11 protein-coding genes, 18 tRNA genes and 4 rRNA genes are annotated in these 19882 nt (G+C 40.7%); 9 read left to right on the top strand and 24 right to left on the bottom strand.

Features of this window, described 5'->3' with window-relative positions; all coding sequences use genetic code 11:
• Positions 1 to 49: 49 nt before the first annotated feature.
• Positions 50 to 325, top strand: a complete 276-nt coding sequence (locus H1D32_RS14545; RefSeq protein WP_261179007.1) for a ubiquitin-like small modifier protein 1 — start codon at positions 50 to 52, stop codon at positions 323 to 325.
• 3 nt (positions 326 to 328) lie between these two features.
• Entirely contained in the window at positions 329 to 589 is a 261-nt protein-coding gene (locus H1D32_RS14540; RefSeq protein ID WP_261179005.1) for a MoaD-like domain-containing protein, read from the top strand.
• Between the two features lie 154 nt (positions 590 to 743).
• Here H1D32_RS14540 and H1D32_RS14535 read toward each other — a convergent pair whose 3' ends face one another.
• Positions 744 to 2567, bottom strand: a complete 1824-nt coding sequence (locus H1D32_RS14535; protein ID WP_261179004.1) for an aldehyde ferredoxin oxidoreductase family protein — start codon at positions 2565 to 2567, stop codon at positions 744 to 746.
• A 164-nt stretch (positions 2568 to 2731) separates the two neighbouring features.
• Between H1D32_RS14535 and H1D32_RS14530 the strand changes: the two genes are divergently transcribed.
• The 3 genes from H1D32_RS14530 to H1D32_RS14520 all read left to right on the top strand — a co-directional run bounded on the left by H1D32_RS14530 (position 2732) and on the right by H1D32_RS14520 (position 5708).
• Positions 2732 to 3766 carry a ThiF family adenylyltransferase gene (locus H1D32_RS14530; RefSeq protein WP_261179003.1) on the top strand — a complete coding sequence of 345 codons (1035 nt, stop codon included), beginning with the start codon at positions 2732 to 2734 and terminating at the stop codon, positions 3764 to 3766.
• An 83-nt stretch (positions 3767 to 3849) separates the two neighbouring features.
• The gene (locus H1D32_RS14525) at positions 3850 to 4557 is read left to right on the top strand and encodes a class I SAM-dependent methyltransferase (protein WP_261179002.1); all 708 of its coding nucleotides are present in this window, start codon (positions 3850 to 3852) and stop codon (positions 4555 to 4557) included.
• A gap of 515 nt (positions 4558 to 5072) precedes the next feature.
• A complete protein-coding gene (locus H1D32_RS14520; protein ID WP_261179001.1) occupies positions 5073 to 5708 on the top strand; it encodes a 3'-5' exonuclease in 636 nt (211 codons plus the stop codon).
• Positions 5709 to 6171: 463 nt separating this feature from the next.
• Here the strand turns inward: H1D32_RS14520 and rrf (H1D32_RS14515) are convergent.
• From rrf (H1D32_RS14515) to H1D32_RS14410, 22 genes are all read right to left on the bottom strand, one after another.
• A 5S ribosomal RNA gene (gene rrf / locus H1D32_RS14515) occupies positions 6172 to 6287 on the bottom strand.
• 51 nt (positions 6288 to 6338) lie between these two features.
• Positions 6339 to 6422 (bottom strand) — tRNA-Leu (locus tag H1D32_RS14510).
• 15 nt (positions 6423 to 6437) lie between these two features.
• Positions 6438 to 6513, bottom strand: a tRNA-Lys gene (locus tag H1D32_RS14505).
• Positions 6514 to 6532: 19 nt separating this feature from the next.
• A tRNA-Thr gene (locus H1D32_RS14500) sits at positions 6533 to 6605 on the bottom strand.
• A 46-nt stretch (positions 6606 to 6651) separates the two neighbouring features.
• Positions 6652 to 6727 (bottom strand) — tRNA-Val (locus H1D32_RS14495).
• Positions 6728 to 7014: 287 nt separating this feature from the next.
• A tRNA-Glu gene (locus H1D32_RS14490) sits at positions 7015 to 7089 on the bottom strand.
• An 18-nt stretch (positions 7090 to 7107) separates the two neighbouring features.
• Positions 7108 to 7198: transfer RNA gene (locus H1D32_RS14485), tRNA-Ser, on the bottom strand.
• Between the two features lie 79 nt (positions 7199 to 7277).
• A tRNA-Ile gene (locus tag H1D32_RS14480) sits at positions 7278 to 7354 on the bottom strand.
• Positions 7355 to 7491: 137 nt separating this feature from the next.
• A tRNA-Gly gene (locus tag H1D32_RS14475) sits at positions 7492 to 7565 on the bottom strand.
• Between the two features lie 169 nt (positions 7566 to 7734).
• Positions 7735 to 7811 (bottom strand) — tRNA-Pro (locus H1D32_RS14470).
• Between the two features lie 100 nt (positions 7812 to 7911).
• Positions 7912 to 7988: transfer RNA gene (locus H1D32_RS14465), tRNA-Arg, on the bottom strand.
• 200 nt (positions 7989 to 8188) lie between these two features.
• Positions 8189 to 8263, bottom strand: a tRNA-Gly gene (locus H1D32_RS14460).
• A gap of 7 nt (positions 8264 to 8270) precedes the next feature.
• Positions 8271 to 8345 (bottom strand) — tRNA-Gln (locus tag H1D32_RS14455).
• Positions 8346 to 8363: 18 nt separating this feature from the next.
• Positions 8364 to 8439, bottom strand: a tRNA-His gene (locus H1D32_RS14450).
• A 17-nt stretch (positions 8440 to 8456) separates the two neighbouring features.
• A tRNA-Trp gene (locus H1D32_RS14445) sits at positions 8457 to 8530 on the bottom strand.
• Between the two features lie 19 nt (positions 8531 to 8549).
• Positions 8550 to 8634, bottom strand: a tRNA-Tyr gene (locus H1D32_RS14440).
• 34 nt (positions 8635 to 8668) lie between these two features.
• A tRNA-Ser gene (locus H1D32_RS14435) sits at positions 8669 to 8759 on the bottom strand.
• Positions 8760 to 8781: 22 nt separating this feature from the next.
• A tRNA-Met gene (locus H1D32_RS14430) sits at positions 8782 to 8858 on the bottom strand.
• A gap of 29 nt (positions 8859 to 8887) precedes the next feature.
• Positions 8888 to 8963, bottom strand: a tRNA-Ala gene (locus H1D32_RS14425).
• 241 nt (positions 8964 to 9204) lie between these two features.
• Positions 9205 to 9320 (bottom strand): 5S ribosomal RNA (gene rrf / locus H1D32_RS14420).
• Positions 9321 to 9556: 236 nt separating this feature from the next.
• A 23S ribosomal RNA gene (locus H1D32_RS14415) occupies positions 9557 to 12497 on the bottom strand.
• A gap of 464 nt (positions 12498 to 12961) precedes the next feature.
• Positions 12962 to 14515 (bottom strand): 16S ribosomal RNA (locus H1D32_RS14410).
• The 16S, 23S and 5S rRNA genes sit together here with 18 tRNA genes alongside, the layout of an rRNA operon.
• Positions 14516 to 14943: 428 nt before the next feature.
• Here H1D32_RS14410 and H1D32_RS14405 point away from each other — a divergent pair.
• From H1D32_RS14405 to H1D32_RS14390, 4 genes are all read left to right on the top strand, one after another.
• Complete coding sequence (locus H1D32_RS14405; RefSeq protein ID WP_261179000.1) at positions 14944 to 15996, top strand: sulfite oxidase; 1053 nt, start codon at positions 14944 to 14946, stop codon at positions 15994 to 15996.
• Between the two features lie 422 nt (positions 15997 to 16418).
• Positions 16419 to 17168 (top strand): hypothetical protein, encoded by a 750-nt coding sequence (locus H1D32_RS14400; protein WP_261178999.1) that lies wholly within the window; start codon positions 16419 to 16421, stop codon positions 17166 to 17168.
• A 143-nt stretch (positions 17169 to 17311) separates the two neighbouring features.
• A complete protein-coding gene (locus H1D32_RS14395) occupies positions 17312 to 18178 on the top strand; it encodes a CPBP family intramembrane glutamic endopeptidase (RefSeq protein ID WP_261178998.1) in 867 nt (288 codons plus the stop codon).
• A 125-nt stretch (positions 18179 to 18303) separates the two neighbouring features.
• The gene (locus H1D32_RS14390) at positions 18304 to 18699 is read left to right on the top strand and encodes a hypothetical protein (protein WP_261178997.1); all 396 of its coding nucleotides are present in this window, start codon (positions 18304 to 18306) and stop codon (positions 18697 to 18699) included.
• A 198-nt stretch (positions 18700 to 18897) separates the two neighbouring features.
• Here the strand turns inward: H1D32_RS14390 and H1D32_RS14385 are convergent, their stop codons facing one another.
• Positions 18898 to 19830 carry a manganese-dependent inorganic pyrophosphatase gene (locus H1D32_RS14385; protein ID WP_261178996.1) on the bottom strand — a complete coding sequence of 311 codons (933 nt, stop codon included), beginning with the start codon at positions 19828 to 19830 and terminating at the stop codon, positions 18898 to 18900.
• Between the last annotated feature and the right edge of the window lie 52 nt (positions 19831 to 19882).

Raw genomic sequence — 19882 nt, 5'->3', positions numbered from 1 at the left:
ATTGTCAAAAATTACTTTCTCTATAATAATAAGAGAAAGGGGTGATAGAATGGTTATAAAAGTTTTTGCTAATTTCCGAGAAATTTGTGGTGGAAAAACTGTTACTTTGCCTATAGAAGATGGCCAAGCTATTTTTTTAGTATTAACTAAGCTAATTGAACGCTTTCCTTTAATGGCTGAAGAATTATTTACTGAAGATAATAAATTAAAACCGCTCGTTCACGTGTTTATTAACGGAAGAAATATTATTCATTTAGACGGCTTAACAACACTTGTAAGAGAAACAGATCAAATTGCATTATTCCCTCCTGTTGCAGGTGGCTAAATAATGGTAGAGGAAAAATTAGAAATTCGTGGGATATCTAGAAAAGAGCTAATCATTTATTTACTTCAATTAGGGGCGATTGAAAGTGATAACCACCTTTATAGGGCAAATAATTGGACTTGTTATATTTCCGACGAGGATCGGTTTCATATGTTTCAATCTTGGATTCCGAGGGTTGAACTAGTGTTTAGTTCAACAGATCTAGATAGTTTGAAAGAAGTTCTCAAAAACTTTAGAAAAAAAACTTTTCGAGCTGGTGGTTAAAAGCTGACACTTGATCCAGAAAAAATTTGCAATTCATTCCTCGTAACACCCTTAATGAAAAGAGCCCTACATAATTAAATAAAGCTATCTTCAAAGTGTCAGTTCACTAATTAGTAACTGACACTTTGCTTTTGGATAGCTTTATTTCCTGAGATTATGCTTCTACACTTAACTCAATTTCTAACTCTTTAAGTTTTTCTGGAGTTACAACACCATCATTCCAGCCACGTACTTCATTGTATTCTTTCAGCATTTCCGCTAAGTGGCTAACTGCCCCTGCTGAATTGCCCGTTGCAGGCTCGGTTAAGAAACGTTGAGGTAACGTATCGTCTTTCCCATCAAAACCAGCTTGATTGTTAAAATATCTTTCAATATTGTAAACCCTTTCACCAATTCGCAAAATGTCGTCGCCTGTTAGTTCAATTCCGACAACTGCAGAGTATTGTTGCGCATAAAGATCTGCATTTTCAGAGAATGATGAGAATTTACATAGGTCAAGAGAATCAGAGAATGCATGTAGGTCTTGGAATATTTTTAATAATGCGCCTTTTCCTTCTACTTGGAAACGGTCAACAGCTTCAGGGATCCCTGCGATTTCAGCTGCAATCGTGTATCCTCTTAAGTGACAGGCACCACGGTTACTAGTCGCATAAGCCAAACCAATTCCTTGTACACCACGTGGGTCATATGCCGGAATAGCTTGATTTTTAACTACCATCGCTAAATCTGCATTTCCGAATTGCGCGGCAGCTCTACCTGGACCTTCCGCTAAGATGTCACCAATTCCGTCGCGGCTGATAATTTTATCAACCCAAGCGATCATCGTATCAACATCTCCCCACTCAATTTTGTCTTCAATTAATCCTTTTTCATATGCTTCCATAGCCACTGAGAAGATATGACCTAATTCAATTGTATCGATTCCATAATCGTTACATTGATTTATTAAGTAGGCAATAGCTTCTTTATTAGAAGTACCACAGTTAGCCCCTAATGCCCAAGCTGATTCATATTCATAACTTTCAGTTCTTGTTTGGTATTTACCTTCTTTTACTTCAACTTCTTTCTTACAGGCTACTGGACATGCATGACATGTTGGCTCAGCAACTAAAAGTTCATCACGAATGGCTTCACCACTAATTAAATCTGCCTCTTCGAAATAAGTTTCTTGTGAGTTTTTGTAAGGAAGAGCACCAACTTCATTCATAATATTCATAAGTACGTTTGTACCGTATACTGATAAACCACCTTTGTTCGGTGCCGTTAAAGCGCCTTCATTAATAGCAGTTAAACCCGCCTTAATCGCAGCAGGGTACTTTTCCGGTAGAGCAGGTTCTGGCATATTTCCTCTTTGAGATCCTTTAATTACAATAGCCTTTAAGTTTTTTGAACCAGCTACTGCACCAGTTCCACCACGCCCAGCTGCACGATCATCTTCGTTCATCCAACCCGCATAGCGCACCAGCTTTTCTCCACCTTGGCCAATAGCCATCACACTAGTATCTTTTTTACCATAAAGCTCTTGTAAAGCATTTATTGTTTCACGTGTTGTTTTTCCCCAAAGATTAGAAGCATCTCTCAATTCAGCTTTTCCATCTTCTACATATAAATAAACTGGATTTTCGCTTTTTCCTGTAAAGATTAAATTGTCAAAGCCTGCCCACTTTAAACGAGCTGCTGTCCAACCACCTAAATGGGAATCAGTTACAGTACCCGTTAACGGAGAACGCGTAACTGTACAAAGACGGCCACTCATATGAATTCTTGTACCTGTTAGTGGACCAGTCATAACTGCAAGGATGTTATCAGGTGAAAATGGTTCAGCATTGTAAACTTGGTTGTCAACCATATACTTTACACCTAAGCCCCTTGCTCCTACATACTTCTTCACATCAGCTTCATTAAGTTTGCGATACTCAATCTTACCATCGGTTAAATTTACCCACGCTTCGTGATTGCGATAACCACCTAGTTGCATGAAAAAACCTCCTAAAAAAATAATGTGTGAATCAATTAACTAATTCTCCAACTTATACAAAAAATCCTCTTTATCCTACAAAAATTATAAGATAAACTAGTTTTAAATCTATGATTATATGTACGAAAATTTCAATACTAATAGACCAATAGGGAGACTAATAAATGGACAATATTTTTACTAGATATTCGCGTCAATTACTATTTTGGCCTGAAGGGAAAGTTAGTCAGGAACAACTAAGCAAAAAAACCGTAACCATCATCGGAATCGGTGCACTAGGAACTGCACTTGCTAACCATCTTGTTCGTGCAGGCATTAAAGAGCTAAGAATTGTTGATCGCGATATCGTTGAAGAAAGTAATCTCCAGCGCCAAATGCTCTTTGATGAACAAGATGCCCGTAACCATATTCCTAAAGCAATCGCTGCTAAGCAAAAATTATCAGCTATTAATTCTGCTGTAAAAATCGTTGACTATATTGAAGACGTAAATACTAATAATATAGAAGCAATTGTATCCGGTTCAGATTTAATCTTAGATGGCACTGATAATATGAGAATTCGATACCTCATAAATGACATAAGTATTAAATTAGCCATCCCTTGGATATACGGTGGCGTTGTTCATTCCCGCGGAATGACAACGACAATCATTCCTAACAAAACCCCTTGCTTTCGTTGCTTATTCCCCAATATCGAAACTGGCCATGCAGAAACATGTGATACAGTTGGGGTATTAAGTACGGTTGTTCATATCATCGCTTCTTATCAAGCAACTGAAGCATTAAAGCTCTTAATCGAAGATACTGAAGCATTACGTGAAGAAATGATCCAGCTAGATGTTTGGAAGAATGACTTTGATGAATTCCCATTTCAGAACTCCTTAAACAAAGAATGCCCGTGTTGTCAAAAAAGAAATTTTGATTTTTTAAATATGAAGCATTCAGCCCAACTTATTTCTTCCCTGTGTGGACGGGATTCAATTCAAATAGCACCCATGAATGAAGCGATAACATTAAACTTTGACGATATTATTACAAGATGGTCAAACATAGGTAAAATTGAAAAAACTCCCTATCTATTACGAATGAAATACGACGATTATCAGCTTTCACTATTTAAAAATGGGAGACTCTTGATTCACGGGACCACAGATACGATGATCGCTAAACGACTCTACTCTACTTTAGTAGGAGAATAGCTTACTTTTTATGTTTACCTTTGTTCCCTTTCTAAGTCCTACAGCATAGATTAAAGCAAACGTTTTTGAAAGGGTTTGAAAACATGAGGAAATTCACTTACACTGATATGATTGCCCATCTTGGTATTAGCAGTGCTCATCCAGGTGGGTCCATGTTAACGAGGAAAATTTTTGCTTCTGAAAATATTATGCCAGACATGAAGCTTCTGGATATTGGATGTGGAACGGGGGAAACTGCCACTTTCCTAGCAAAAGAATATAATTGTGAAATTATAGCAATTGATACGCATAGTACGATGATAAATAAAGCTAAGAAACGCTTCGATAACGCTGGTCTAGCTATAAAGTTAATTAAGGCTAATGCTGAAAAGCTTCCTTTTAGCGATGGAATTTTTGACTATATTATTGCAGAATCTGTAATTACCTTTACACATTCAAACCTTTCTCTTCCAGAATTCGCTCGCGTCCTAAAAAAGTCAGGAAAGCTACTTGCAATCGAAATGACTGCCGAGGAAAAACTTTCTGCTACCGAGAAAAAAGAAATTTCCCAAGTGTACGGTGTAAAGCAAGTATTATTAGAAACTGAGTGGAAAGAAAAATTCGCTAATGCAGGTTTTTCAGAGGTCATAATTGAGCAAGATAACGAACGAAGCAACCAAATTGTTTCCGATAATAACGATCCCTCTGATTTTATTGATCCAAAATTATTCGGAATTCTACAGTCACATACCGAGCTATTACAAAAATACTCTGGACGATTAGGCTACCGAGTTTTTCGATGTATTAAATAATATGTTTTTCAAAGTGTAAAGCAACTAATCAAACATTAATAACGTTTTTTCATGGGGCTTTATCACGGATATGTAACTACTAAAAACACATCCTCATTTGGATGTGTTTTCTTACCTAGAAAAGCAACTGATCCCATTCACATCTTGAAATACTCCTTTGATTTACTACGTGCTGCTTTACGACGAGGAAGTCCTCTGCGGAGCTTAGCTTGTAGACGAAGGAGCACACACCCAAGTAACCAATCTAAAACCTCATTTAATTTGAACAGTATCCAACTCCTCTGCAAAAACCAAAAATCTTTCTCCAACTGAAAGATTACCTTATGCCATCTTTTTGTACCGCATTATTTTAAACCCTTCCCCTTTAGAAAATATGTGATATATTATATTATTAACACTGACACACTTCCATTAAAGAGCTTCTTGACATGCACACTGAACTGAAATTTAAATACTGATACTTATTTTGGGAAGTATAACAAATAGAATTTTGTAGCGGAAGGAAGGATTTTATTTTGAATGCCATTGTTTTTGATTTGGAGTTAATAAAACGATTTAGAAAAGGACAACTTAGTGAAATTGTTGAGATCGGGGCATGTAAGGTAAGTTTAAATGAAAAAAAAATTATAGACCAATTCCAAATTTATATTACACCTAAAAGCGGGTACGTTTCAAAAAGTACAAGAAAGTTTATTAAGATGACCAAAGAAGACCTAAAAAATGCCGTTACTTTTCACCAAGGAATTCATCAATTTGCTAACTGGCTTGGTGATGATTACTTCTTATGCGCTTGGGGAAAAGACGACAAAGCTCATATAATCAATCAATGTGTCCGAAATAAAATAAATTTAGATTGGTTTAAAAACTATAATGATATCCAAAAACAAATTGGAGAACTATTAGTTGTTGATAATAATAGCCAAATAGGGTTAAAAAATGCATTGAACATAGCTGGAATTGAACCAGTAGGTAAAGCACATAGAGGAATTGACGATGCTATAAATACCGCTCATTTATTATTAAAATTCATTGATACGCTGAAATTCAACAAAAATAATGTAACTAATAAGGAAATATCTCAGCAATTTATTAAAAATAAGCAAACGATCCAACAAAATAAAATTTATCAGGCAAGCGTCTCAAAACAATAATAAAGCGCACTATTCGCCCAAAGGAAAATGACCTTAAAATTGATGTGCTTTTCTTACTAGCACGTCCTACTCTAACAGGGTAGCAGCTGACCTCAATTACATCGTGCAAAACTGTATTGAGCTTCTTCATACAGCTTTGCATCGAGGAAGCCACTTCGAACAAAGCTTGTAGACAAGCAACTGACCTCGTTTACATCGTGAGCTTACCTCTTTGATTAACTACATGCAGCTTTGCGACGAGGATACGACGCTAGGAGTACCGCAGAAGCACACTAGCAAAGAAGCAACTGACCTCGTTCACATCGTGAGTTACTTCTTTGATTAAACTACATGCAGCTTTGCATCGAGGAATTCCGCTTCGGAGCTTAGCTTGTAGACGCAGATGCACATTACCAAGTAATTTATCTCTACTTTTTATATTTAATTAACAAAAAAAACATCCTCATTTGGATGTCTTTTTTTTACCTAGCAACGTCCTACTCTCACAGGGGGAAACCCCCAACTACCATCGGCGCTGAAGAGCTTAACGGTCGTGTTCGGCATGGGAACGAGTGTGACCTCTTCGCTATCGCTACTAGATTATATTTCATTCAAGAAACTTTCATTCCCTGAAAACTATATGTTTTTTCATGGTGCGGGTGAAGGGACTCGAACCCCCACGTCAAAGACACTAGATCCTAAGTCTAGCGCGTCTGCCAATTCCGCCACACCCGCAAATTCAAAAAACTTTGGTGAGCCATGAAGGATTCGAACCTTCGACCCTCTGATTAAAAGTCAGATGCTCTACCAACTGAGCTAATGGCTCTTAGTAAAAAGACTACGAGTGCCGGCCAGAGGACTTGAACCCCCAACCTACTGATTACAAGTCAGTTGCTCTACCAATTGAGCTAGGCCGGCATAATAATGTAAGTTATTTTGCTCTACTTTATTGCGCAAAAAATTTTGGTGGAGGATGACGGGTTCGAACCGCCGACCCCCTGCTTGTAAGGCAGGTGCTCTCCCAGCTGAGCTAATCCTCCGATGTATTGATGATGTCTATTCTACGAAGCCCCTGTTTCTTCCTCTTCAAGTAACTCAAAGATGTGTATGCGTCGAACCAACTCGCAGTTTATTCACAGATGATTTTGCTCGTAGCTGAGCTAATCCTCCGATGTATTGATGATGTCTATTCTACGAAGTCCCTGTTTCTTCCTCTTCAAGTAACTCAAAGATGTGTATGCGTCGAAACAACTCGTAGTTCATTCACAGATGACTTTGCTCGTCGCTGAGCTAATCCTCCGATGTATTGATGATATTTTAAGTTAAATGGTGACCCGTACGGGATTCGAACCCGTGTTACCGCCGTGAAAGGGCGGTGTCTTAACCGCTTGACCAACGGGCCATTTTCTTATTATTCACCTGGCGGAGAAGGAGGGATTTGAACCCTCGCGCCGCTCACACGACCTACACCCTTAGCAGGGGCGCCTCTTCAGCCTCTTGAGTACTTCCCCAAATAAAAATACTTTTAACGACAAGATTTAAGTACTGCCGACTGAAGGATAATTAGTGTCCCCTAAGCAGTATTTAGTATGGTGGGCCTAAGTGGACTCGAACCACCGACCTCACGCTTATCAGGCGTGCGCTCTAACCAGCTGAGCTATAGGCCCATACATTGATTTAATCAAATCCTTGTTCAATATAATACATCTACTCTGTTTAGTACAATATACTGAGTAGTGTGCTCTTGTTCAACCAAAATTGCTCGTCGCTAATCTGCGAAGAAGCTTATTCGACGTAGTAGATTTGGAGCGGGTGATGAGAATCGAACTCACAACATCAGCTTGGAAGGCTGAGGTTTTACCACTAAACTACACCCGCATTCTCTAAATAAAGTTAATTAAAAATTAAACGCCTTCTTGTCATGCCTCTTCCTCTTCTAGATTGTTCAAAGAAGTGTATCCGTCGAGGCAACTCGTAGTATTTTCTGAGATGCTTCGCTCGTGGCTGAGGTTTTACCACTAAACTACACCCGCATGATTAAAATAAATGGTCGGGAAGACAGGATTTGAACCTGCGACCCCCTGGTCCCAAACCAGGTGCTCTACCAAGCTGAGCCACTTCCCGAGATAAAAAATTAGTTTTTACTAACCAACCAAACATGCTCCTGCGCCACTTCGTTTACTCGTCGCAAACCTGCAGTGAAGTTTATTCGAGGTAGTTGGTTTGGTGCGCCCTGAGAGATTCGAACTCCCGACCTTTTGATTCGTAGTCAAACACTCTATCCAGCTGAGCTAAGGGCGCATGTTGTTATTTCATTGTAGTATACTCACGGTGCTTACGGACGATGTAACGCTTTGTAGCATCCTGTTTCTTCCTCTACTCGCCATGCTTCGAAGCTTGATACGTCGAAACAATCGGGGGATAAGGGTTTTGCAGACCCGTGTCTTACCACTTGGCTATGCCGCCAAGCACTCTATTACTCAATATAAAATTGATAATATTGGAGCGGAAGACGAGGTTCGAACTCGCGACCCCCACCTTGGCAAGGTGGTGTTCTACCACTGAACTACTTCCGCATATAAATGGCTGGGCTATCTGGATTCGAACCAGAGAATGACGGAGTCAAAGTCCGTTGCCTTACCGCTTGGCTATAGCCCAATATTTTAAAGATAATTATGGGGCGATCGAAGGGAATCGAACCCTCGAATGCCGGAGCCACAATCCGGTGCGTTCACCACTTCGCCACGACCGCCATAATTTTATTTTTTTTGGCAGGGGCAGTAGGAATCGAACCCACACTGGAGGTTTTGGAGACCTCTGTTCTACCGTTAAACTATGCCCCTAAAGGCAGTTAATTATAAATGGTGGAGGGGGACGGATTCGAACCGCCGAACCCGGAGGGAGCGGATTTACAGTCCGCCGCGTTTAGCCCCTTCGCTACCCCTCCACATATAGTTAGTATTGATATAAGTTCATAAAAATGGAGGAGGAAGAGGGATTCGAACCCCCGCGCCGCTTTCACGACCTATCGGTTTTCAAGACCGAACTCTTCAACCACTTGAGTATTCCTCCATGTCATATATAAAAATTAAATTGGTAGCGGCGGAGGGAGTCGAACCCCCGACCTCACGGGTATGAACCGTACGCTCTAGCCAGCTGAGCCACGCCGCCATGAAAAAGAAATTTACAATCAATTAATATGGTGGAGCCTAGCGGGATCGAACCGCTGACCTCCTGCGTGCAAGGCAGGCGCTCTCCCAGCTGAGCTAAGGCCCCAAATTCTTTCGAAGTTTTTATTATACCACTATAATTTCGACTCTTCAACCTTTTTTGAAGGTTTTAATTTCAAGTATTATAATGTGTGTTGTTACAAATTAACAGATTATTATTCAGTAACAAACGACTAGGAGTTTAATTATATTACAATAATAAATGCATTGCAATACTACTTTTTACTTCTTTATCTCAAAGTTGCTGTCGCAAACAAAAAACACACCCTCAATCGGATATGTTTCTTACCTAGCAACGTCCTACTCTCACAGGGGGAAACCCCCAACTACCATCGGCGCTGAAGAGCTTAACGGTCGTGTTCGGCATGGGAACGAGTGTGACCTCTTCGCTATCGCTACTAGATTTATGAAGTTTTAAGTGTTGAGTTAAGAGTTTTGAGTTTTTTAGGTTTCTCTATAGACGCCCTTTAAACTTTTCACTTAAACTCTGCACTCTCAAGGAAATCATTCCCTGAAAACTAGATAACACACATTTAAGACTTGAGTAAAATTCAATCCGTTTATTTAGAATTTGGTATTTACTGCTTCGAGCTACTTACTCAACTCAAAACTCTACACTCATCACTCTAAACTTTATTATAGGATAAGTCCTCGACCGATTAGTATCTCTCAGCTCCACACGTCGCCGTGCTTCCACCCGAGACCTATCAACCTCATCATCTTTAAGGGGTCTTACTGGATTAACTCCAAGGGAAATCTCATCTCGAGGGGGGCTTCATGCTTAGATGCTTTCAGCACTTATCCCTTCCACACGTAGCTACCCAGCTATGCTCCTGGCGGAACAACTGGTACACCAGCGGTGTGTCCATCCCGGTCCTCTCGTACTAAGGACAGCTCCTCTCAAATTTCCTACGCCCGCGACGGATAGGGACCGAACTGTCTCACGACGTTCTGAACCCAGCTCGCGTACCGCTTTAATGGGCGAACAGCCCAACCCTTGGGACCTACTTCAGCCCCAGGATGCGATGAGCCGACATCGAGGTGCCAAACCTCCCCGTCGATGTGGACTCTTGGGGGAGATAAGCCTGTTATCCCCAGGGTAGCTTTTATCCGTTGAGCGATGGCCCTTCCATGCGGAACCACCGGATCACTAAGCCCGACTTTCGTCCCTGCTCGACTTGTAGGTCTCGCAGTCAAGCTCCCTTTTGCCTTTGCACTCTACGAATGATTTCCAACCATTCTGAGGGAACCTTTGGGCGCCTCCGTTACTGTTTAGGAGGCGACCGCCCCAGTCAAACTGCCCACCTGACACTGTCCCCGAACCGGATCACGGTCCTAGGTTAGAATTTCAATACAATCAGGGTAGTATCCCACCGACGCCTCCACCGAAGCTGGCGCTCCGGGTTCTCAGGCTCCTACCTATCCTGTACAAATTGTACCAAAATCCAATATCAAGCTACAGTAAAGCTCCATGGGGTCTTTCCGTCCTGTCGCGGGTAACCTGCATCTTCACAGGTAATATAATTTCACCGGGTCTCTCGTTGAGACAGTATCCAAATCGTTACACCATTCGTGCGGGTCGGAACTTACCCGACAAGGAATTTCGCTACCTTAGGACCGTTATAGTTACGGCCGCCGTTTACTGGGGCTTCAATTCAGAGCTTCTCCTTACGGATAACCCCTCCTCTTAACCTTCCAGCACCGGGCAGGTGTCAGCCCCTATACTTCGCCTTGCGGCTTCGCAGAGACCTGTGTTTTTGCTAAACAGTCGCTTGGATCTATTCACTGCGGCTCTCTCGGGCTTTAACACCCTATCAGAGCACCCCTTCTCCCGAAGTTACGGGGTCATTTTGCCGAGTTCCTTAACGAGAGTTCTCCCGAGCGTCTTAGAATTCTCTTCTCGCCTACCTGTGTCGGTTTGCGGTACGGGCACCTCTCACCTCGCTAGAGGCTTTTCTTGGCAGTGTAGGATCAGGAACTTCGCTACTTAAATTTCGCTCGCCATCACAGCTCAGCCTTCGCGAGAAGCGGATTTGCCTACTTCTCAGCCTAACTGCTTGGACGCACATATCCATCAGTGCGCTTACCCTACCTTTCTGCGTCCCCCCATTGCTCAAACGGTGAGGAGGTGGTACAGGAATTTCAACCTGTTGTCCATCGCCTACGCTTTTCAGCCTCGGCTTAGGTCCCGACTTACCCTGAGCGGACGAGCCTTCCTCAGGAAACCTTGGGCTTTCGACGGAGGGGATTCTCACCCCTCTTTTCGCTACTCATACCGGCATTCTCACTTCTAAGCGCTCCACCAGTCCTTCCGGTCTGACTTCGCTGCACTTAGAACGCTCCCCTACCACTGACACCTAAGGTGTCAATCCATAGCTTCGGTGATACGTTTAGCCCCGGTACATTTTCGGCGCAGAGTCACTCGACCAGTGAGCTATTACGCACTCTTTAAATGGTGGCTGCTTCTAAGCCAACATCCTGGTTGTCTGGGCAACTCCACATCCTTCTCCACTTAACGTATACTTTGGGACCTTAGCTGATGGTCTGGGCTGTTTCCCTCTTGACTACGGATCTTAGCACTCGCAGTCTGACTCCCGAGGATAAGTATTTGGCATTCGGAGTTTGACTGAATTCGGTAATCCTGTGGGGACCCCTAGTCCAATCAGTGCTCTACCTCCAATACTCTTCCCTCGAGGCTAGCCCTAAAGCTATTTCGGGGAGAACCAGCTATCTCCGAGTTCGATTGGCATTTCACCCCTACCCACACCTCATCCCCGCACTTTTCAACGTGCGTGGGTTCGGGCCTCCATTCAGTGTTACCTGAACTTCACCCTGGACATGGGTAGATCACACGGTTTCGGGTCTACGACCACGTACTCATTCGCCCTATTCAGACTCGCTTTCGCTGCGGCTCCGCCTCTTCAGCTTAACCTTGCACGTAATCGTAACTCGCCGGTTCATTCTACAAAAGGCACGCTGTCACCCGTAAATGGGCTCCAACTACTTGTAGGCACACGGTTTCAGGATCTCTTTCACTCCCCTCCCGGGGTGCTTTTCACCTTTCCCTCACGGTACTGGTTCACTATCGGTCACTAGGAAGTATTTAGCCTTGGGAGATGGTCCTCCCGGATTCCGACGGGGTTTCACGTGTCCCGCCGTACTCAGGATACACTCTGGAGGAAACGAAGTTTCGATTACAGGGCTGTTACCTTGTTTCGCGGACCTTTCCAGATCGCTTCGTCTACTTCGTTTCTTTGTAACTCCGTGTAGAGTGTCCTACAACCCCAAGGGGCAAGCCCCTTGGTTTGGGCTGTTTCCGTTTCGCTCGCCGCTACTCAGGAAATCGATAATTTCTTTCTCTTCCTCTGGGTACTTAGATGTTTCAGTTCCCCAGGTCTGCCTCCTCATAGCCTATGTATTCAGCTATGGGTACCATCCCATTACGGATGGTGGGTTCCCCCATTCGGAAATCCCCGGATCAAAGCTTACTTACAGCTCCCCGAGGCATATCGTTGTTCGTCACGTCCTTCTTCGGCTCCTAGTGCCAAGGCATCCACCGTGCGCCCTTTCTAACTTAACCTAAATTTTTCGCAATAAGCGGCGAATATCTTCGTCGCCTTCATTCCTCAATCATCCTCATGTACGGTTTATGTACACTCCGGTGATTGACTCAATCGGCTCCTCGATCTTCTTGCTTCTTTCGAAAAATTACCTGTTAAAAGGATTTTACGTCGAATTGAATTCTTGACTACTCAAGTTTACTCATAAAGTTTTTACAAACTTTCCGGTAAAACTTAAATGTGTTAGTTGTTATCTAGTTTTCAAGGAACAAAGCAACTGACCTCAATCACATCGTGTGATGCTTCATTGATTAGCTTCATGCAGCTTTGCGACGAGGATACGACGCAAGGAGTACCGCAGGAGCACAATAATGAATATTGAGCAGTTAACTATTTAATTGAGAGATCATTCTCTCAAAACTGAAACACAGCGTCAGCGTACTTTTCTAAAAGAAAAGCATCGACTAGAGTTTTAACTCCATAGAAAGGAGGTGATCCAGCCGCACCTTCCGATACGGCTACCTTGTTACGACTTCACCCCAATCATCTGTCCCACCTTAGGCGGCTGGCTCGCATATTGCGTTACCCCACCGACTTCGGGTGTTACAAACTCTCGTGGTGTGACGGGCGGTGTGTACAAGGCCCGGGAACGTATTCACCGCGGCATGCTGATCCGCGATTACTAGCAATTCCGGCTTCATGTAGGCGAGTTGCAGCCTACAATCCGAACTGAGAATGACTTTATGGGATTGGCTCAACCTCGCGGTTTTGCTGCCCTTTGTACCATCCATTGTAGCACGTGTGTAGCCCAGGTCATAAGGGGCATGATGATTTGACGTCATCCCCACCTTCCTCCGGTTTGTCACCGGCAGTCACCTTAGAGTGCCCAACTGAATGCTGGCAACTAAGATCAAGGGTTGCGCTCGTTGCGGGACTTAACCCAACATCTCACGACACGAGCTGACGACAACCATGCACCACCTGTCACTTTGTCCCCCGAAGGGGAAAGCCCTATCTCTAGGGTTGTCAAAGGATGTCAAGACCTGGTAAGGTTCTTCGCGTTGCTTCGAATTAAACCACATGCTCCACTGCTTGTGCGGGCCCCCGTCAATTCCTTTGAGTTTCAACCTTGCGGTCGTACTCCCCAGGCGGAGTGCTTAATGTGTTAACTTCGGCACTAAGGGCATCGAAACCCCTAACACCTAGCACTCATCGTTTACGGCGTGGACTACCAGGGTATCTAATCCTGTTTGCTCCCCACGCTTTCGCGCCTCAGCGTCAGTTACAGACCAGAGAGTCGCCTTCGCCACTGGTGTTCCTCCATATATCTACGCATTTCACCGCTACACATGGAATTCCACTCTCCTCTTCTGCACTCAAGTCTCCCAGTTTCCAATGACCCTCCACGGTTGAGCCGTGGGCTTTCACATCAGACTTAAGAGACCGCCTGCGCGCGCTTTACGCCCAATAATTCCGGACAACGCTTGCCACCTACGTATTACCGCGGCTGCTGGCACGTAGTTAGCCGTGGCTTTCTGGTTAGGTACCGTCAAGGTACCGCCCTATTTGAACGGTACTTGTTCTTCCCTAACAACAGAACTTTACGACCCGAAGGCCTTCATCGTTCACGCGGCGTTGCTCCGTCAGACTTTCGTCCATTGCGGAAGATTCCCTACTGCTGCCTCCCGTAGGAGTCTGGGCCGTGTCTCAGTCCCAGTGTGGCCGATCACCCTCTCAGGTCGGCTACGCATCGTCGCCTTGGTAAGCCGTTACCTTACCAACTAGCTAATGCGCCGCGGGCCCATCCTGTAGTGTTAGGTAAACCCAACTTTTACTTTCGAGCCATGTGACTCAAAAGATTATCCGGTATTAGCTTCGGTTTCCCGAAGTTATCCCAGTCTACAGGGCAGGTTGCCCACGTGTTACTCACCCGTCCGCCGCTAAGATTTAAAAGCAAGCTTTTAAATCTCCGCTCGACTTGCATGTATTAGGCACGCCGCCAGCGTTCGTCCTGAGCCAGGATCAAACTCTCCATAAAAGTGTTTGATATAGCTCAAAAAATTTTGTTACATTGACGAGATATTTTACTACCTCTTTAATTCGCTTGGCTGTGTGTTCAGTTTTCAAAGAACAATAATACTACCTGGAAGTACATCGTGCAATTTTGCGACGAGTAACCGCAGGAACATGTCATTTTAGCGACAAAATTCATTATATCATATTATAAATTGTTGCGCAACCTTTTTTAAAAAGAAAGTGAAGCGACAAGAAATAAAATTATAACACAATAACAAATTCAATTCAACCACTTTTTTATTAAAACAAGCTTAATAAGTGGCGGATATTTAATATACCAAAATAATTTTGTTTATGCAATAGATTAGCATCTCTTTCTTATTAACACATTTTTCCACTAATCTTCTATATCCTTGATTAAATTCATATTAAATATAGAGAAGAAAAGAGGTGGCACATGAAAATCAGAATAAGCCGTTTTTAACAACAAGAAGTTTAACACCTGAGAACCAAGAAACCCCGATTGAATTTTTAAGAAGTGAACTTATACCTTCAAAGTATTTCTTTAGAAGAAACCACTTTCTATATCCTAAACTTGTTACACAAAACTTTATTTTACCTATTACCGGGAAGGTTATTAATCCATTCACCTTCTATTATCAACATTTACTCAATATGACTCCCACTACAATTACCGGGTTACTTGAATGTGCAGGAAATAAACGTTCTAAGTTTGAACCAAAAGTATTCGGAGAACAGTGGGAGGAAGGTGCTATTAGTCAAGGGCAATGGAGAGGTGTCGCATTGCGTGACTTACTTGCAATAACTGGACTTTTAGATACCGCCAAGGAGGTTTTATTTGAAGGTTACGATTACGGAACACACGAAGGAACAGAGAAAAATGTAAGATATGCAAGGAGCCTCCCTATTGAGAAAGCACTTCATCTAGACACTATTATCGCTTATGAATATAATGGAAGACCACTTACTTATAAGCACGGGTTTCCATTACGATTATTTGTTCCGGGTTGGTACGGAATGGCTTCGGTTAAGTGGCTTAAAAAAATTACGGTTATTGACTACCATTTCAAAGGTCCTTTTCAGGCAAATGATTATGTTTACTATCCAAAAGACAATAGCCCCTCCTTCCCAGTAACAACAGTAAATGTTAATTCTATCATTCAAAACCCTTTAGACCTTGCAATCCTTACTACTGGTAACCATACAATTGAAGGTCTCGCTTGGAGTGGAGAAGGTATCATCACAAAAGTCGAAATTAGTTTTGATGGTCAAAATTGGGTAGATACCCTCTTAACAAAAAGACATGAAGAAAATTACACATGGAGTCAGTGGCATTTTCATTGGAACGCAACAGAAGGCGAGCATACGATTTTGTGCAGAGCCACTGACTCTAAAGGTCGAAGCCAACCAACAGAACCCATGTGGAATAAAAAAGGCTATGGCTATAACGCAATCTCAAAAGCTCGCGTAAAAGTGAAATAAATGAAAAACCAGCTATAAATATAACGGGTTCAGTTTTGGGAGAGAAAATGACAAATAACATTAGAAATAGCGTACAAATTAGCAATGACTTTGTACGCTTATTTTTTATTGAAACATCAACGTTTTGTTAGAATTAACACCTAAATTAGCGGTTGTTTTAGCATACCTTTTGGTAAGAGCCCATAAACTTATGTTCCCCTTCTATTTTATATGCTAAAAGCTGTGCTGATTACTTTGTTAATTTAAGAACACATTAATTTTTGTAGGAATTATGGGATTAAATGTTAAAATAAGAATAAGGAAATTCTTTATTCAACGAGCAGGATAGTTGAATAGGCAACACAAATTTTGAGATTAAAGGTGAAATGGTTTTATCTTAGGGAGGGTGTTATGAGAAAACTGTTATTCTTTTAGTGTTAAGTATGACCGTTCTTTTCGGTTGTGCAACTAATTTAGATAATAACGAAGACGTGGTTGAAAAAAAAGAAAATGAAAGCTCGACAAATGAGAAAAAGAGAGCAACTTATGCAACTAAAACTTACGATTTAAAAATGGGAGCCTCGATAGACTTAATAAATAATCAAGGTATTATGATAGAGGATTATCAAACAGAGTATTCGGAGATTGGTTATAATGCAGGGCGCTTAATTTCAACCGAAGCATTTTCCAATTGCCCTGAAGGACAAAATAAACAATTATATTTACCAACTAAACTTGATATTAACGCAAACTATGCTGAACCTATTTCAGACTCTTGTTACGAACAAATGACAAATCATAGATTTGGAGAAGTAGAGTTTTGGATTAATAAGTTGATTGTAGAAGAAGACATTTATCCGAATCCAGCAGAAGATTTTAAAGAAACACAACTACTTGCTATGCAAAGTGGCAACACAGCACCCGATAAGCCTTATATCGTAACAGACGTTGATTTGACTGACTATCCTGAACTTGCGAAAACGTTTGATTATTACTTGAAGAGTGTAGGAACTCATGGGGAAGATGGATTTGAAAATGAGAGGCTTATCGGCAGAGAATATATTGGTCATTCACTCAATGCTTTTATAGGAAATGTTAGGTATCATGTGAGGATTAATTATCCTCGTAACATTGAAACCGATGAACTAAGAGAGTTGCTATTATTTATGGCGAGTACCTTAACTGTTGAATAATGTCCTTAATCATTTTAAATTAGACAATCTTTATTGTGCTAACGGATGCGATAATTCAAGAAGGGATTAACGTTCTTTATGTGGAATTTATTTACAAATGAGCAGTTTAGGAAAATTACTTAAATTTAAAGGTAGGAGATATTTTGGGACAATATAATAATTTTCGTGGAATAAAAACATGGGTTTTAGTACTTAAAACCTTTGTTTTGTTTATTGTTACATTTATTGTATTTGCTATTATTCAGTTAGCAACTGGGACTGATATGAACAACTTGTTCAATATTACGATACATATACTTCTTATCATTCTGTTCATCCATTCATTAAAGAAGCACAATATATCTATTAAACAAGTCTTAGGAAATTTAAGTATAAATAGTCAACCTTGGTTGCAATTAATCAGTATTAAAGTATTATTAATTATCTTTTCCCTTTTGTCTGTGGTCGCAATTTTTTTCATAATAGGACTAGTTGATTCTAACTTTTTTAAAGAGATGCTAATTGAAGACATTGAAGAAAACCTTGGAATTGTTGGGTTAAACCGAATTATTGTTTTATTTTTATTAGGTATTACATTAGTTCCGATTATGGAAGAACTGTTATTTAGAGGCTATTTGTTGAATAAATGGGGGGAAAGCATAGGTGTCACAAAGGCGGTGATATTCAGTTCTTTTTTATTTGGACTCCTCCATCTCGACACTGGATTTATTGCCCATTTCGTTAGTGCGATTTTTTATAGTTTTGCTTATATAAAAACAAAAAGCTTACTCGTACCTATTATTCTACATGCATTTAATAATTTTGTAGCTGGGAGTATACAATTTATTCCCGATACAGGGCTTCCCTTAATTTATGAAGATATATCCCAGTCAATAAAAGAGATACAAATAGTAATTAGTATAGGAACCATTTTGTTCATCATTCTAACTCCAATTGTTTCTTATGTTTTATACCGTTACATTAAAGGTACACCAAGTGTAACGCCTTATCAAAATAACAAAGCTATGTAAGGTCCTAAGGTATAAAAAATAATATGTAATTTATTCAATTAACGGGAGCATTAGTTTAACAAGCTGTTGCTGCCGTTATGGTGCTAACGAAGCAGAATACTTTAATAAGAGAAAGGTTTGATAAGATGAAAAAAACAACAGTCTTTTCAAGTATAATTGGCATTGTAATTTTAACGCTAATAGCACTAATTCTTCCAAAATATGAGCAAACGGTTGTTTTTTTCAATATCAGGTGGGTTTTAATTTATTCATTTTTATTAAGTGTTTTGTATTTATTATTTGGTATTTTAATTGAGACTAAAAGGTTAATTAAGGTGTTTGCTGAGAGAGTAAGAGTTAATTGTTTACTACTTAGTTTTGTAGTTATTTTATTTTTATTGTTTTTCATTCCTGCTCCATATTGGTTAACACTTCTTCCTAACAATTTTTTCTTTAGTTTTATCTTCAGAATTGAAATTCAAGTTATTTTGAACGTTCTTGCAGGAATATTATTTATCCGTTCATTTGATAAAGAGAATTAATTTGGTACTAACGAATGCGTTCAACAAGGGAAAAAATATGAGTAAAAACGCACAGATGAATATCTGTGCGTTTTCGTTTGCTAATTGTAGTGTAAATTCCTTTGAAATTCGAATGTTAAATCTAATGCTATTTAACCTGTGAATTAACGTATTCCCTCCCAAAACTGAACCCGTTACTATAAATAGCTGGTTTTAACATTACATTTTAGCAAAAATATCAGTTAATACCGGAACAATTTGCTTTTTGCGAGAAACTACACCTTTTAGTAGCGCAGTATTATTGGCTAATGTCACATCATACGCTTGCTCTACAGCCTTAGTTTCATTTCCTAATGCCAGCGCAACGGAATTGCTGTTTAAAATATCAGTGACAACTAATAAAAATAAATCTAGTTCTTTCTCTTTAATTACATTTGTAAGAACCTCTTCTAGCTCCTGTTGACGAACAAGAACATCATTTGTATCAATCGCATTTACTTGGGCGATCTCTACTTTATAATTACCCATTTGAAATTCTTTCGCATCTAATGAAATCAACTGTTCGATTGTTTTATCCCCTAAATTAGCACCCGCCTTCAACATTTCTAAACCGTAAGCCTCAGCATCAACCTCTGCTAGTATCGCTAATTCACGAGCTGCTCTTACATCTTCATCTGTACATGTTGGCGATTTAAATAATAACGAATCAGAGATAATAGCCGATACCATTAATCCAGCAATTTGCTTTTCTATCTTAACTCCATTTTCTTTATACATTTTATTTAGAATTGTAGCTGTACACCCTACCGGCTCACAGCGGTAATATAAAGGATCGCTCGTTTGAAAGTTAGCGATACGATGGTGGTCAATCACTTCCAAAACACGAACTGATTCAATATCATCAGCGCTTTGTTGGCGCTCATTATGGTCTACTAAAATTACACTATTAACCTCATTCGAAACTGTTTGAACCAAACGCGGTGTTTCTACTTGGAAATAATCTAAGGCAAATTGAGTTTCTCCGCTAACTTCACCTAAACGTATAGGTTCAACATCCATTCCTAATTTAGTTTTTAAGTCAGCATATGCAATTGCTGAACAAATTGTATCTGTGTCAGGGTTTTTATGACCAAAAATAAGTACTTTTTCCATATTTCTTCTCCTTTATTATATACTATGGAACAATTTTACCGAAAAAAAGCAG

Origin of the sequence: Anaerobacillus sp. CMMVII (assembly GCF_025377685.1) — a bacterium.
Taxonomy (GTDB): domain Bacteria; phylum Bacillota; class Bacilli; order Bacillales; family Anaerobacillaceae; genus Anaerobacillus.
The sequence above is the reverse complement of the archived record's forward strand: the minus strand, read 5'-3'. Positions and strand labels throughout refer to the sequence as shown.

Excerpts from the sequence above, each read along its gene's own strand:
- H1D32_RS14545 (WP_261179007.1), top strand. The coding sequence starts at position 50 with ATGGTTATAAAAGTTTTTGCTAATTTCCGAGAAATTTGTGGTGGAAAA.
- H1D32_RS14540 (WP_261179005.1), top strand. The coding sequence starts at position 329 with ATGGTAGAGGAAAAATTAGAAATTCGTGGGATATCTAGAAAAGAGCTA.
- H1D32_RS14535 (WP_261179004.1), bottom strand. The coding sequence starts at position 2,567 with ATGCAACTAGGTGGTTATCGCAATCACGAAGCGTGGGTAAATTTAACC.
- H1D32_RS14530 (WP_261179003.1), top strand. The coding sequence starts at position 2,732 with ATGGACAATATTTTTACTAGATATTCGCGTCAATTACTATTTTGGCCT.
- H1D32_RS14525 (WP_261179002.1), top strand. The coding sequence starts at position 3,850 with ATGAGGAAATTCACTTACACTGATATGATTGCCCATCTTGGTATTAGC.
- H1D32_RS14400 (WP_261178999.1), top strand. The coding sequence starts at position 16,419 with ATGACCGTTCTTTTCGGTTGTGCAACTAATTTAGATAATAACGAAGAC.
- H1D32_RS14390 (WP_261178997.1), top strand. The coding sequence starts at position 18,304 with ATGAAAAAAACAACAGTCTTTTCAAGTATAATTGGCATTGTAATTTTA.
- H1D32_RS14385 (WP_261178996.1), bottom strand. The coding sequence starts at position 19,830 with ATGGAAAAAGTACTTATTTTTGGTCATAAAAACCCTGACACAGATACA.